Source organism: Demequina sediminicola (assembly GCF_000975055.1).
In the GTDB taxonomy this organism is placed as follows: Bacteria; Actinomycetota; Actinomycetes; order Actinomycetales; family Demequinaceae; genus Demequina; species Demequina sediminicola.
This window is the reverse complement of the sequence record NZ_BBRB01000001.1, coordinates 887,949-900,841: the sequence shown is the minus strand read 5'-3', so window position 1 is coordinate 900,841 and position 12,893 is coordinate 887,949. Positions and strand designations below refer to the sequence as shown.

Genomic DNA, 12,893 nt, shown 5'->3' with positions numbered 1-12,893 from the left:
GCGCGTTCTTACTGTCCCCCGGGGCACATCGACGCCCCATTGCATTCTGGAGTTTTCGCATGACTACTATTTCCCGTTCCCGTATGACCGTCCGCGCGACCGTATTCGCCGCCATCGCGGCTTTGGCATTGAGCGCCTGCGCTAGTGACGATGCCGCCGAGGAAACCACTGCTGCTGCCGAGCCCACCAGTGATCACGTACATGAGGTCACATTTGATGAGGCGTGGGTCAAGGTCGTTGACGAAGGTATGACGGCCGCGTTTGGCGAATTGCACAATGGCACCCACGAGGAGATCGTGTTTGTCAGTGCATCAACCCCCGTGTCCTCCATGGTGGAGCTCCATGAGACCACCATGGATGACGGTGGCGACATGATGATGTCCGCTAAGGAAGGCGGGTTTGCCGTGGGCGAGGGCGAGACACTGACTCTTGAGCCAGGCGGCAACCACATCATGCTCATGGATGTCACCGAGCCCATTGAGGCAGGAGATGTCGTGACCCTCACCTTGACGTTTGAGAGCGGCGACACCCTTGACGTTGAGGCTGTGGCCAAGGAATTCTCGGGTGCCAACGAGGAGTACAGCGGTGACGACGAGATGTCGCACGACCACGGCGACTCGATGGACGAGGACCACTCGACGGACCACTCAACGGGCACCGACCACTAGGTCCGTGTGATGACTGAGTCCGAGCACCCACAGGCGCCGGGCACTAGCCGGCGGCGGCTCCTCTTTGGAGGGGCTGCCGTCGGTCTGGGCGCAGTGGCGGGCGTGGCAGCTGATCGCACGCTCGCTTCCGGCACCGAAGCAGAGTCGTCTCCGCCACCGCCCGAGCGCGATGTCACGGGCCTCAATGGCGCCCGCGAAGTTGAGTTCTATGGGGCCCACCAGGCGGGCATTGCCACGTCGGTGTGTGCTCACGCCACCTACGTCGCAATCGATTTTCATGATGATGTTGACCGTGATGCCTTGCGCCGCCTCATGCAGCTTGTGACGGACGATGCCGCACGTCTGACTGAGGGGGACGGCGCCTTGGCGGACACGGAGCCTGAGTTGGCGGTAGTTCCCGCATCGCTGACGGTCACGTTTGGTTTTGGTCCGGGATTCATTGAACGGGCAGGGGCGTCCGTGCCGTCGTGGATGGGCCCAATTCCGGGCTTCGATATCGATGCCCTCGAAGACGCCTGGAGCGACGGAGACTTCCTCATTCTGGTCTCGTCGGATGACCCGGTGACGAACGCTCACGCCGTACGGATGCTGCTCAAGGACACGCGCGCGTTCGGCACGGTCCGGTGGCGTCAGGATGGTTTCCGCCGCGCGTACGGGTCAGAGGTTTCGGGCACAACGATGCGGAACCTGTTTGGGCAGATCGACGGCACCACCAACCCGGAGCCCGGCACCGTGGACTTTGACCATGTGGTGTGGCGCACGAGCGGCTGGGCTGCGGGTGGCACGACGCTGGCGATTCGACGGATCCGGATGGATCTCGACACGTGGGATGAGGTAGACCCCACGGGCCGCTCGTTCTCAGTGGGACGCGACATCACTAGCGGTGCGCCGTTGACGGGGAGCAAGGAAGCGGACGTGCCGGACTTTGAGGCGACAACGCCCTCGGGACTCACCGTGATCTCTCCGGTGTCGCATATCGCGCGGTCGCGTCCAGAAGCGAGCGAGGAGGTCATCTTCCGGCGCGGATACAACTACGACGTCCCTCCACACGACGGCACTGTGTCCGAATCGGGTCTGATCTTTGCGTCCTTCCAAGCCGATGTGTCACGGCAGTTCGTACCTATTCAGAAGCGGCTCGCGGAGGCGGACCTGCTGAACACCTGGACCACCCCCATCGGCTCTGCAGTGTTTGCGATCTCGCCTGGCTGCAAGCCAGGAGAATACGTGGGGCAGGCTCTACTCGGCTAGAAGAACGACCGGCCGATGCTGGGGCGCACGGGCACGGGAATGTCACCTCCGCGGCGCAGGGGACTACCGTGGATTGCATGACGTTGATGGCCGTCCCCGCCGCAGAGGTCGTGATTGATGATGCGCTCGTGCGCTCACTCATCGCTGACCAACACCCAGACTTGGCGTCACTGGCCCTCGGCGAGCGTACGGAAGGCTGGGACAACGTCACCTACCGGCTGGGCTCTTCACTCGCGGTGCGCTTGCCGCGCCGGGAGTTAGCGGCACCGCTTGCGGACAATGAGATCGAGTGGCTACCCCGAGTGAGCGCCCACTGGACGTTTCCCGCTCCAGTACCTCAGCGCGTCGGAAAACCGTCGGGCGATTACCCGTGGCGGTGGAGCATCGTGCCATGGATTAGTGGCGCTCTGGCCTTCACCAAGCCGCTCAGCGTCGAGGGCGCGCAGGATCTGGGGTGGGCGCTCGCACAGATCCACACGCCTGCTCCTGCCGATGCGCCGCGCAACCCCTTTCGCAGTGTGCCCTTGAGTGAGCGTGCAGAGACCTTTGGCGCTCGCCTGCATCGCATCGAGCCACAGCTGGAGGACGGTGGGGCTCGCCTCCGAGAGGCCTTCGCCGCGGGCGCGCAGACGGCACCCGGTCCTGTCACATGGACGCATCTTGACCTCCACGGCGGGAACATCCTGACCCAGGGAGGACGACTCGCCGGGATCCTGGATTGGGGCGATGCCGGAGTAGGGTCCCCTGCCACGGACCTTGGCCAAGCGAGCGTGGCGGTGGGCCGGGAGCACGTGGCGCCGCTACTCGACGCATACGCGGGTGCTGCCACAGACAGTGCTGCACGGTTCATCGCGAGTGCGGCCGGGCGCCTCCAAGTGCGGTCCGAGGCCGTGAACTTTGCGGTCACGCTGGCGAACATCGACGATGCGCAGTACAGCGAGCCCGGACTCCGGGCATTGCGTTCGTTCGACCAGCGGCGCACCCACCCCCTGGGCTAGCGTGGTGTCATGACGGACGTCTTCACGCCTTTGCAGACAGAACGCCTCACGTTGCGCACCATGACCCTGGACGACGCAGAGGATCTCGCAGAGCGCCGTTCGGACACCACAACTGCCCAGTATCAAGCCTGGCGCGCGCCATACCCCGTTGAACGTGCACGTGAACTGATCGCTGAAGTGACGTCGCGCCCCGGGCCGATGCCGGGGCACTGGTATCAGCTCGCGGTAGTGCGTAAGCGCGATGGGAAGGTGTTGGGAGATGTCGCCATCCATCTCAGCAACAACGGCAAAACCGCTGAAGTCGGATTTACCCTCCACCCCTGGGCACGCGGCCACCACTACGCCACCGAGGCCACGGCACGCATGGTCGACTACGCCGTCTTCGATCTGAACGTGCATCGCGTGGAAGCGATGACGCACCCAGGCAACCTGGCATCCGTGCGAGTCCTTGACCGCATTGGCTTTCAGGCAGAAGGCGTGCTCCGTGAGGCCTACTGGGTGGACGATGAAGTCATGGACGACGCCATTTACGGATTGCTCGCACGCGAATGGCGTGCCCGTCGGGACCAGGACTAGCACGCAACGCGTGCAAGACTGACAGCTATGGACATCTTCGAGACCCCCCTCCCGGGCATCGGCGTCCGGTATGAGTTTCAGGCGGAAAGCGGTGACCATGTGGGCGTGGTGGTGCGCCGCGACGGTAAACGCGACTTCGCTCTGTACGACCGCGAGGACCCCGATGCGTGCCGCGGCACCGTGGAACTTTCCGAGGGCGACGCAGCCAAACTGGCAGAACTCATGGGCGGTACCTCCATTACTGCGCGGCTGGATTCACTGCGCCACAACGTGGAAGGCCTTGCCATCGAATGGGTCACCATGCCCGCCATTGGTGGCTTGAGCGGCAAGACCATCGCCGACGGGCGCATCCGCACCGAGACGTCTGCATCCGTGGTCGCCATCATCCGCGGCGAGGAAGGCCTTCCCGGACCCGAACCCGACTTTGTCCTCCATGCAGGAGATACCGTGCTGGTCATGGGCAGCTCCGAAGCGGTCAGCCGCGCTAGCGCCATCCTCACTGGATAGCCATGCTGCTCCCGCTGCCGCTTGAGGTCCTCCCCGAACCTGAAGCGAGCCACGCAGGTCAAGTGCTCATTGAGTTGGGCATCATCCTTCTGGTGCTCGCCGGGCTGGGGCGACTCGCAGCGCGCATCGGGATTCCCTCGATCCCGCTCTACCTCTTAGCGGGTGTCCTCATGGGGGAAGGGGGATTGATCCCCGTTTCGGCCGGCGAAGAGTTCCTTGAGGTGGGCGCCGAGATTGGCGTGGTTCTCCTTCTCTTGCTGCTGGGACTGGAGTACTCCCCGCGGGACCTCCGCAATGGTCTTAAGTCCAACTGGGTCGCGGGCCTCATAGACGGTGTGGCCAACGGTGTTCCCGGATTCGCCATGGGACTTATCTTGGGCTGGTCACCCACAGCTTGCCTCCTTCTCGGTGGAGTCACCTATATCTCCTCTTCCGGAATCATTGCTCGCCTTCTCGATGACTTTGACCGTGTCGCCAACCGCGAGACCCCGGTGTTGCTATCCATCCTTGTGATGGAAGACATCGCGATGGCGATCTTCCTTCCCATCACGGGTGTGCTGCTTGTCGGGGCGACGGTGCTGCAGGGGGCTATCGCCGCAGGAATTGCGCTCTCACTCGTGATCCTGGCCTTCGTCGTGTCAATGCGGTACTCGGAGAAGGTCTCCTCAATGGTGCATTCGCACTCCCGCGAGCTCCTGCTGCTGACGGTGCTGGGGCTGACATTTCTTGTTGCCGGTCTCGCAGATGCAGTCCAGGTGTCAGCGGCCGTCGGCGCGTTCCTGTTGGGCCTCACCCTCTCGGGCCAGGTAGCGGACGACGTACGCGGCCTCATGCCGCCGCTACGCGACGTGTTCGGTGGTCTGTTCTTCGTGTTCTTCGGCATCAGCATCGACCCACGCGACCTGGTCCCCGTGCTCATCCCCGCGCTCATCCTCGCGGCCATCACCGCGGTGACCAAAATCGCCACCGGAATCTATGCGGCCAGGAGCAACGGCATCGGCCCTCGAGGCCAGTGGCGCACCGGCCTTTCCCTCATCCCTCGAGGCGAGTTCTCCATCGTCATCGCGGGCCTCGGCGTCGCAGCAGGAATCGAACCTCAACTCGGCCCACTGGCAGCCGGATACGTGCTCACGCTCGCCATTGTCGGATCCCTTCTGATGCGTTTTGCAGACCAGATTCCACTGCCTCCGGGCATGCGCACCAAGGGCGCGCGACCCACCCCTCAACCCCTCGGCGTACGCACCCGAACTTGACCCGCATCGGCGTGTCGCCGGGCGCGTCGGAACCCGCATAAAACCCACTCTTTACGAGTGCTTTCCTGGCAAGGAAAAGTTTGGAAAAATGGTCAATCGGGGGCTCGTGAGTGTGTGAACATTGACGCGTCACCCCATCTGAGCGGGTGATGCGCCGGCTACGTCGCGCAGGTGGCGTAGCAAACGGTTCGGAGTCCCGGATCGTTCGTCCCCACCCAGGACCACCAGCAGTGCTGACCCTTGCTCAAGGACACCCCGAGTACGTCTATCGAGGTTGTTGTCGTGTTGTTCCACTACCGTGAAGTTTTGTCGATCCCGGGTGCGCGTGCATTCGCTGGATGGGGCCTCCTGGCTCGCCTCCAGATGGGAATGACGGGCCTCGCTACCTTCCTTCTGGTCCAAATGGAGTACGGCTCCTACGCTGCGGGCGGCATCATGCTCGCCGCTATCTCCGTGTCCTATGTACTGATCGCACCGCAGGTGGCCCGCCTCGTTGACGCTCACGGGCAGGCGCGTGTGCTGCGCTGGGGCTATGCCATTGCGATCGCCGGCCGCCTCGGGTTCCTGGCAGCCGCGCTGACACAGCAGCCCCTGTGGGTGCTCGCACTCATGGCGCCTATGTTCGCTGCAGGTGGTTCACAGTCCACCCTGACGCGCGCTCGCTGGACCTACGTCGTGAAGAACGACCGCCAGCTGGCTACCGCGTTCTCGCTTGAATCCTCGCTCGAGCAGCTCCTGTGGATCGGTGGCCCCGCCATCGCCACGGTTCTCGCAATCTCCGTGGGCTCGTGGGTTCCGTCAGTGATTGCCGTTGTGGCGCTCGCAGTCGGTGGATACATCTTCCTGAGCCTTAAGGACACGGAGCCTCCTGTCCGTCGCCACAGCGCCGATGCCGGAACTGTGGAAGCAGCCCTAGCCGTCACCCCCGCAACGGCCGGTGCAGGTGCTGCGCTACCGAACCTCGACACCTCCGCAGTCCGTCGCGTCCGCCGCTACCGCAACCCCTTCGCAGGAAACCTGCTTGTCACGACACCAACCCTCGCGGTCGTTGCTGTGATCTTCCTCACCCAGGGTGCGATGTTCGCGTCGATCGACGCCTCCGTGGTGGCGTTCTCCGAGGAGTTGCACGCCAAGGGCATGGCCGGTGTGATCCTCGGCGTGTGGTCCGTCGGATCGCTCATTGGTGGCCTCGCCTACGGCGTGATTGGTTGGCGCCGCTCGCTCGCAAGCCGCCTGCTGATGGGTGTCACCGCAACGGGTAGCTTTGCCGCGCTGTTGATCTTCTCTCCGTCGATGTTTGTGCTCTGCGGCCTGCTCTTCGGCATGGGACTCTTCACCGCACCCAACATGGTGATTGGCGACTCCCTCGTGCACCGCGCCGTGACCCGTGCCCGCGTGACCGAAGGGATGACCTGGACTCGCACCGGCATCGACCTGGGTGTCGCCATCGGCGCCTGGGGCACCGGTGTCGCCATCGATGCTCACGGTGCGCAGGCTGGATTCGGTGTGACGCTCATCGCGGGAGCGGTGGGTCTGCTCACCGCAGCCGCCGCATGGCACTATCTGCGACGCAGTGCGCCGTACGTCCCGTCGATCACCGAGGCCGGCCCGCCAGCCACGGCACGTCTGGTTCCCGAACCCGCAGCGGTGACCCAGGAGATGCCCATCACGGTCGCATTGCCAGCAGCCGGTATCCGTGAGGACATTGCCGCACCTGCACAAGCTGAGGCATCCGTAGAGGCCTTGCCCAGCACCACTGAGTTGCCGGTCCTGACTGGTTCGATTCCCACGAGAGAATAGAGCCATGATCAGGACGGCCACTGAGGATGACGCGGCTGGAATCGCAGCCGTCTACAACCCGTACATCCGGGACACGGTGATCACGTTTGCGTACGACGACGTGACCGTGGAAGAGACGGCAGAGCGTATCCGCGTCATCCTCGGTCAGGGCCTTCCTTACCTGGTGGTCGAGGAAGACGGCGCAATTGTGGGCTTTGCCTATGCCGCGCCGTATCGGCCCCGCGCCGCATATCTCCACACCGTGGAAACCAGCATTTACCTGGCCGAAGCGACTCGGGGTCGAGGGTTGGGGCGGGAGCTCTACGGCGCTCTTCTCGATGCGTTGCGCGCGTCCCATGCTCACAGCGCCGTCTCATTGATCGCTCTGCCCAATGAGGCGTCGGTGGGCCTTCACAGGGCGTTTGGCTTCGCGGAGATCGGCACGCTCAGTGAGGCTGGCTTCAAGTTTGGCCGCTGGATCGATGTGGGTTACTTCCAGCTCAAGGTCGCCTAAAACCCGGGACTTTCTCCGACCGCTTCGCTTGTGCGCAGTGATGCAGTCATTGCACAAACGAGTCGATGGTGGGCACAATGGTGCCGTTACCTGTGATGTGCACCCCGGCACACGCAGGTAACCCCGCTGAGGGGCGGGTCGAGGGGAGCGTGGCTGATGCCACTGACACATCACACTCATGACGATCGGCGCCGTCAGGTGCGCGCCGCGGGATTCACTATCCCCGAGCTGTTGATCACTGTGGTCATCATCGGCATTCTGGCTGCGGTGGCCATCCCGCTGTATCTGAGCCAACAAAGCAAAGCTCAGGACGCTGCGGCGCAATCGGACGCCATCAATCTGGGGACACTGGTGCGCGCGGCCTGGGACGATGGCGACGGAGTCACGGAAGTCGCCATGTTGGATGGCGAGTACATCATCAATGGCAAGACGGCGTTTGGAGCCTCACCCGGCGTTGAGTTCGTCTCCTATAGCGGTGACACCGTCGAGACCTGGTGCCTGCAGTTGCGCCACCCTGACGGCGAACACTCCGCTGATCCTGGGGTGCGCTTTGACTCGGAACAGGGGTACGTCGAGAACGCTGCCTGCGGCGCCACCTCCTAACCCCCCCACCTTCATGGGAAGTCCGCGGCAAGCAGAAGGGCCGATGCCAGGGTCACCCCGAGCACCGGCCCTTCTGTTAAGCGGCGGTCGCCAGCAGGTTATGCGGAACGCACAGCCTTCGTAGCAGCCAGCATGTTCTTGAGCGATGCATTGGTCTCGTCGTAGCCACGGGTCTTCAGACCGCAGTCAGGGTTGACCCACAGCTGCTTGCCGGGGATCGAGTCCTTGGCGAGCTGAAGCAGCTCAGTGACTTCCTCCGTCGAGGGCACGCGAGGGGAGTGGATGTCCCACACGCCCGGGCCGACCTGGCGCTCGTAGCCGTGGTCCTTGATTGCAGGCAGCACCTCCATGCGCGAACGAGCGGCCTCGATCGACGTGACGTCAGCGTTGAGGCCGTCAATCGCGTCAATCACTTCGCCGAACTCGGAGTAGCACAGGTGGGTGTGGATCTGAGTGTCGTCCTTGGCACCGGAGGTGGCCAGGCGGAACGACTTCACGGACCAGTCGAGGTACGCAGGCTGATCTGCCTTCTTCAGCGGCAGCAGTTCGCGCAGCGCGGGCTCGTCAACCTGGATGATGCCAATGCCGGCAGCTTCGAGGTCTGCGATCTCTCCGCGCAGTGCGAGGCCCACCTGGTTGGCAGTGTCGGCCAGCGGCTGGTCGTCACGGACGAACGACCACGCGAGGATGGTGACCGGGCCGGTCAGCATGCCCTTGACCGGCTTGTCCGAGAGGGTCTGCGCGTAGGAAGCCCACTCGACGGTCATGGCCTCGGCGCGAGCAACGTCGCCCCACAGGATTGAGGGACGGGTGCATCGCGAACCGTAGGACTGGACCCAGCCGTTCTTGGTGACGTCGAAGCCCTCGAGGAGCTCCGCGAAGTACTGCACCATGTCGTTGCGCTCAGCCTCACCGTGGACGAGGACGTCGAGGCCGAGGTCTTCCTGCAACTTCACGACGGACGCGATCTCGTCCTTCATGGCCTGCTCGTACTCAGCGTCCGAGAGTTCGCCCTTGGCCCAGGCAGCGCGAGCCTTGCGGATCTCGGGGGTCTGGGGGAACGAGCCGATGGTCGTGGTCGCGAGCTCGGGCAGGTTGAAGCGGGCGTCCTGAGCAGCAGCACGGATGCTGTAGTCGGAACGCTCGAAGGCCTGTGCTTCGATGCCGGACAGTGCTTCGCGAACCTCGGCACGGTTGGTGCCGGGGTGCTCGGCGCGGGCCTGCAGTGCGGCGCGAGCCTCACCGAGTGCACCGGCCACCGCCTGCTCGCCCTGCGTGAATGCGGTGTCGAGGGTGACGATCTCCGCAACCTTCTCGTCGGCGAAGGCCAGCCAGGAGAGCAGTTCCTCGCCCAAGTGCTCTTCACCCTGGAGGGTGTGGGGCACGTGGAAGAGCGAGGTGGACGATGCGATGGTGACGGTGGCGCCCAGGTCTGCGACCTGATCTGCCTTGGCGAGCGCCTCGTCGAGGTTGGTGCGCCAGATGTTGTGGCCGTCGACCACACCTGCGGCAATGGTCACGCCGGACAGGTCAACACCGGAGGGAACCGAGCCACGAACCAGGTCGATGCCGATCGCGTCCACGCCGGTGTCCTTGAGGACGGGCAGTGCGTCGTCGAGCGAGTTGTACGGCGCTGCGACGAACAGTGCAGGACGCGATTCGGCGGAGACCAGGGCGTTGTAGACCTTGGTGGTGTTCGCCAGAACGTCGGCACGGTCGGCGTCGATGTCAGCGACTAGGACGGGCTCGTCGATCTGAATCCACTCGGCGCCAGCAGCCTTGAACGCGGCCAGGAGCTCGACGTAGACAGCGAGCACGTCGTCGAGGCGGTCGATGGGCTGGTAGCCCTCGGGTGCCTCGTCTGCAGCCTTCGACAGGTACAGGAAGGTCAGCGGGCCGGTGATGACGGGGCGCGTTAGGAAGCCGGCTTCCTTAGCCTCGATGAACTCCTCAACCCAGCGGTTGGAGGAGAGCGCGAAGGTGGTGTCGGGGCCGATCTCGGGAACCAGGTAGTGGTAGTTCGAGTCGAACCACTTGGTCATTTCGAGAGGAGCCTTGTCGCCCTGACCACGTGCGATGGTCGAGTAGCCGGCGAGGTCGACGGAACCGTCTGCGGCGCGCAGGTCAGCGAAGCGCTCCGGCACGGCGCCAAAGGTGACGGCGGCGTCGAGCACGTGGTCGTAGAAGGAGAAGTTGGACGGGATTGACGAGTCGGTCTTTCCCAGGCCCAGCGCGGCCAGGCGGTCGCGGTTCTCAGCGCGGAGCGCCTTGGCGGTTGCTTCGAGCTCGTCCTGCGTGGAGTTGCCCTTCCAGAATGATTCGAGCGCCCGCTTGAGCTCACGCATTCGGCCGATGCGCGGGTAACCAAGAATGGTGCCGCCGGGGAAGGCGGGCGCAGGGGCAGAACTATTCGTGTTGTCAGTCATTTTTCCTCGTGGAGGTTTTGGTGCGCGGCGGGCTCGCCATTGCGCTTGGTCGACGCGTGCAATCAGCGCCGATGCGTGCAATGCGTGAGTCTACCGGCCTACGGCGGCGTTGGCTAGCACGGATTGTGGGCTGCTGACGGGGACTTTTGCCGGCGATGTGACGCGGCGAGCGCTGCAGTGTGACAATGGCTAAATGGATGAAGTCACAACCAAAAATGTCACTCTGACCCGTGAGGCTGAAGGTGTCTACGTCGCACGCAATCCTGACGGCGCGGAGATCCGATTCGGCTACAACGTGGAGGGCGCGCTCAGCGCTGTCGATCTCTTGCTAGTGGCGATCGCTGGTTGCTCTGCCACCGACCTCGACATGATGACGTCGCGTCGCGCAGAACCCACCAAGTTTGAAGCCAACGTGACCGCGGAGAAGGTGGGTGGCTCCGCCCCTGCCATCCTGCGTGACATTGACGTGGCTTTCGACGTTGCCTTCCCTGAGGGCGCCGATGGTGACAAGGCTCGTGCTCGTGTGGCGGCAGCACTCAAGGCCGCTGAGGAAAAGACCTGCACCGTGTCGCGCACAGTCGCCCACGGCGCTGAGGTCACTCTCCGCGAGGCCTAGCCTCAAGCATCGGCCGATGCCAGCGCTTCCGTTGGCATTGGTGGCCTCGTGGTCCCTAGTGGTGGTGACCGCGCAGCGGCAGTTCCTTCACTAGTTCCAGTGCGGCATCGTGCTTGTTGAATGTGATGACGTGGATTCCTGGCGCGCCCGCGTCGAGTAGGCCACACGAGAGCCGGGCGGCGTGAGCGACGCCTGCAGCACGCGCGGCATCGTCGTCCTCGGCGGCTTCCAGGTCCGCGATGATCTCGCTGGGGGTTGGCACGCCGGTGATCTGCGAGGCGCGGTGTGCACGCCGCGCAGTGGCGAGCGGCATGACCTCGGGGATGATCGGGATCGTGATGCCTTCGGCCTTGGCATCCTCGACGAGCGACGTGTATTGCCCGATGTCGTAAAACACCTGTGTGATCGCGAAGTCGGCGCCCGCCTCTTGCTTGGAGCGCAGCACCTCGAGGCCTTGGTTCCGCCACTGAGGCATCACGTGTTGGGCGGGAAAAGCGGCCACGCCAATGCTGAGGTTGTCGATGCCATGAGTCGCCGCGACCTCGCGGAGCAACGTCACGAGCTCGTAGGCGTATCGCAATCCATCCGGGTGGGGACGCCAGTCAGGCTGGCCCTGAGGCGGGTCTCCACGTAAGGCCAAGAAATCGCGCACACCTTCGTCGAGATACTCCTCGATGACCTGAATGACCTCGTCGCGGGACTGGTCGACGCAGGTGAGGTGCGCGAGGGGCGGGATGGTGTGGGACTCGGCGAGCTTCTGCACCACACCGCGTGACGTCGACCGTGTGGCACCTGCAGCACCGTAGGTGATGGAGATGAAGTCGGGGTCCGTGAGCGCGAGCGTGCGCATGGTCGCTTCGAGCGTGGACTCGGCCGCAGGCGTGCGGGGAGGAAAGAGCTCGTAGCTGAGTGTGGGCGTCTGATCGCCCAGCAATTCACGGATCGTCATAGCGCTCGCCACAATAGCGGACTCACGGTCGGGAGTTCACGGGCCGATGCTTCGGTGGTGCTGGTCTCGGACCGTCCCCAGGAGTAATTCCCGCCTGCCACTGTCGGCAGATAGGTCGCGTCACCTCGGCAAAGACATCCTTGGCCATCACACTGGAGCTATGGAGACCGAACCTCAACCCGACACCTCACTGAACTCGACGGCGCGCTGCTTCGGCGACGGAGACCCGCTCTACGAGAGCTATCACGACACCGAATGGGGCGCCCCCGTTCATGGTGAGGCGGAACTTCTGGAAAGGCTCACCCTTGAGGGATTCCAGTCGGGGCTGTCATGGCTCACCATCTTGCGGAAACGAGATGCGTTCCGGGCTGCCTTCGCAGGGTTCGAGCCCGAGGCGGTGGCAGCATTCACCGATGACGACGTGGAGCGGCTCATGGCCGATGCGGGGATCGTCCGCAACCGGCGCAAAATCGAGGCAGCGATCACCAATGCCCGTGCTGTCGTGGCGCTACACGCCGCAGGCACCAGCCTCGACGAGGTCATCTGGGCTCACGCCCCCGCGCCCCGGCAGGCACCCCTGGCAACTTCCCATGACGTGCCGGGCGCCACTGACGATTCCAAGGCACTGGCCAAGGACCTGAAAAAGCGGGGCTTCGTCTTTGTCGGGCCCACAACGATGTACGCACTCATGCAGGCCATCGGGCTCGTCGACGACCACCCAGCAGACTGCTTGGCGCGCACGAACTGACACGCAAG

General features: G+C 64.0%; 13 protein-coding genes. 11 read left to right on the top strand and 2 right to left on the bottom strand.

Annotated features, from left to right (window positions below):
• The first annotated feature begins 59 nt into the window (after positions 1–59).
• The 9 genes from AOP79_RS04185 to AOP79_RS11565 all read left to right on the top strand — a co-directional run bounded on the left by AOP79_RS04185 (position 60) and on the right by AOP79_RS11565 (position 8,146).
• Positions 60–668 (top strand): copper chaperone PCu(A)C, encoded by a 609-nt coding sequence (locus AOP79_RS04185; protein ID WP_082093335.1) that lies wholly within the window; start codon positions 60–62, stop codon positions 666–668.
• A gap of 9 nt (positions 669–677) precedes the next feature.
• On the top strand, positions 678–1,916 hold the full coding sequence (locus AOP79_RS04180; RefSeq protein WP_062070689.1) for a Dyp-type peroxidase: 1,239 nt from the start codon (positions 678–680) through the stop codon (positions 1,914–1,916).
• Between the two features lie 77 nt (positions 1,917–1,993).
• A complete protein-coding gene (locus tag AOP79_RS04175) occupies positions 1,994–2,914 on the top strand; it encodes a phosphotransferase (RefSeq protein ID WP_062070687.1) in 921 nt (306 codons plus the stop codon).
• 9 nt (positions 2,915–2,923) lie between these two features.
• The gene (locus tag AOP79_RS04170; RefSeq protein WP_062070685.1) at positions 2,924–3,490 is read left to right on the top strand and encodes a GNAT family N-acetyltransferase; all 567 of its coding nucleotides are present in this window, start codon (positions 2,924–2,926) and stop codon (positions 3,488–3,490) included.
• 27 nt (positions 3,491–3,517) lie between these two features.
• Positions 3,518–3,997 carry a cation:proton antiporter regulatory subunit gene (locus tag AOP79_RS04165; RefSeq protein ID WP_062070683.1) on the top strand — a complete coding sequence of 160 codons (480 nt, stop codon included), beginning with the start codon at positions 3,518–3,520 and terminating at the stop codon, positions 3,995–3,997.
• 2 nt (positions 3,998–3,999) lie between these two features.
• The gene (locus AOP79_RS04160) at positions 4,000–5,250 is read left to right on the top strand and encodes a cation:proton antiporter (protein WP_062070681.1); all 1,251 of its coding nucleotides are present in this window, start codon (positions 4,000–4,002) and stop codon (positions 5,248–5,250) included.
• Between the two features lie 282 nt (positions 5,251–5,532).
• The gene (locus AOP79_RS04155) at positions 5,533–7,050 is read left to right on the top strand and encodes an MFS transporter (RefSeq protein WP_062070679.1); all 1,518 of its coding nucleotides are present in this window, start codon (positions 5,533–5,535) and stop codon (positions 7,048–7,050) included.
• A 4-nt stretch (positions 7,051–7,054) separates the two neighbouring features.
• The gene (locus AOP79_RS04150) at positions 7,055–7,543 is read left to right on the top strand and encodes a GNAT family N-acetyltransferase (protein ID WP_062070676.1); all 489 of its coding nucleotides are present in this window, start codon (positions 7,055–7,057) and stop codon (positions 7,541–7,543) included.
• A 156-nt stretch (positions 7,544–7,699) separates the two neighbouring features.
• Positions 7,700–8,146 (top strand): type IV pilin protein, encoded by a 447-nt coding sequence (locus AOP79_RS11565; RefSeq protein WP_082093334.1) that lies wholly within the window; start codon positions 7,700–7,702, stop codon positions 8,144–8,146.
• 98 nt (positions 8,147–8,244) lie between these two features.
• Here the strand turns inward: AOP79_RS11565 and metE are convergent, their stop codons facing one another.
• Entirely contained in the window at positions 8,245–10,572 is a 2,328-nt protein-coding gene (gene metE / locus AOP79_RS04140) for a 5-methyltetrahydropteroyltriglutamate--homocysteine S-methyltransferase (RefSeq protein WP_062070674.1), read from the bottom strand.
• Between the two features lie 193 nt (positions 10,573–10,765).
• Between metE and AOP79_RS04135 the strand changes: the two genes are divergently transcribed.
• Positions 10,766–11,188, top strand: a complete 423-nt coding sequence (locus tag AOP79_RS04135; protein ID WP_062070673.1) for an OsmC family protein — start codon at positions 10,766–10,768, stop codon at positions 11,186–11,188.
• A 55-nt stretch (positions 11,189–11,243) separates the two neighbouring features.
• Here AOP79_RS04135 and AOP79_RS04130 read toward each other — a convergent pair whose 3' ends face one another.
• The gene (locus tag AOP79_RS04130; protein WP_062070671.1) at positions 11,244–12,137 is read right to left on the bottom strand and encodes a methylenetetrahydrofolate reductase; all 894 of its coding nucleotides are present in this window, start codon (positions 12,135–12,137) and stop codon (positions 11,244–11,246) included.
• 160 nt (positions 12,138–12,297) lie between these two features.
• Here AOP79_RS04130 and AOP79_RS04125 point away from each other — a divergent pair, with 160 nt between their 5' ends.
• Complete coding sequence (locus AOP79_RS04125) at positions 12,298–12,885, top strand: DNA-3-methyladenine glycosylase I (protein ID WP_062070669.1); 588 nt, start codon at positions 12,298–12,300, stop codon at positions 12,883–12,885.
• Positions 12,886–12,893 lie beyond the last annotated feature (8 nt).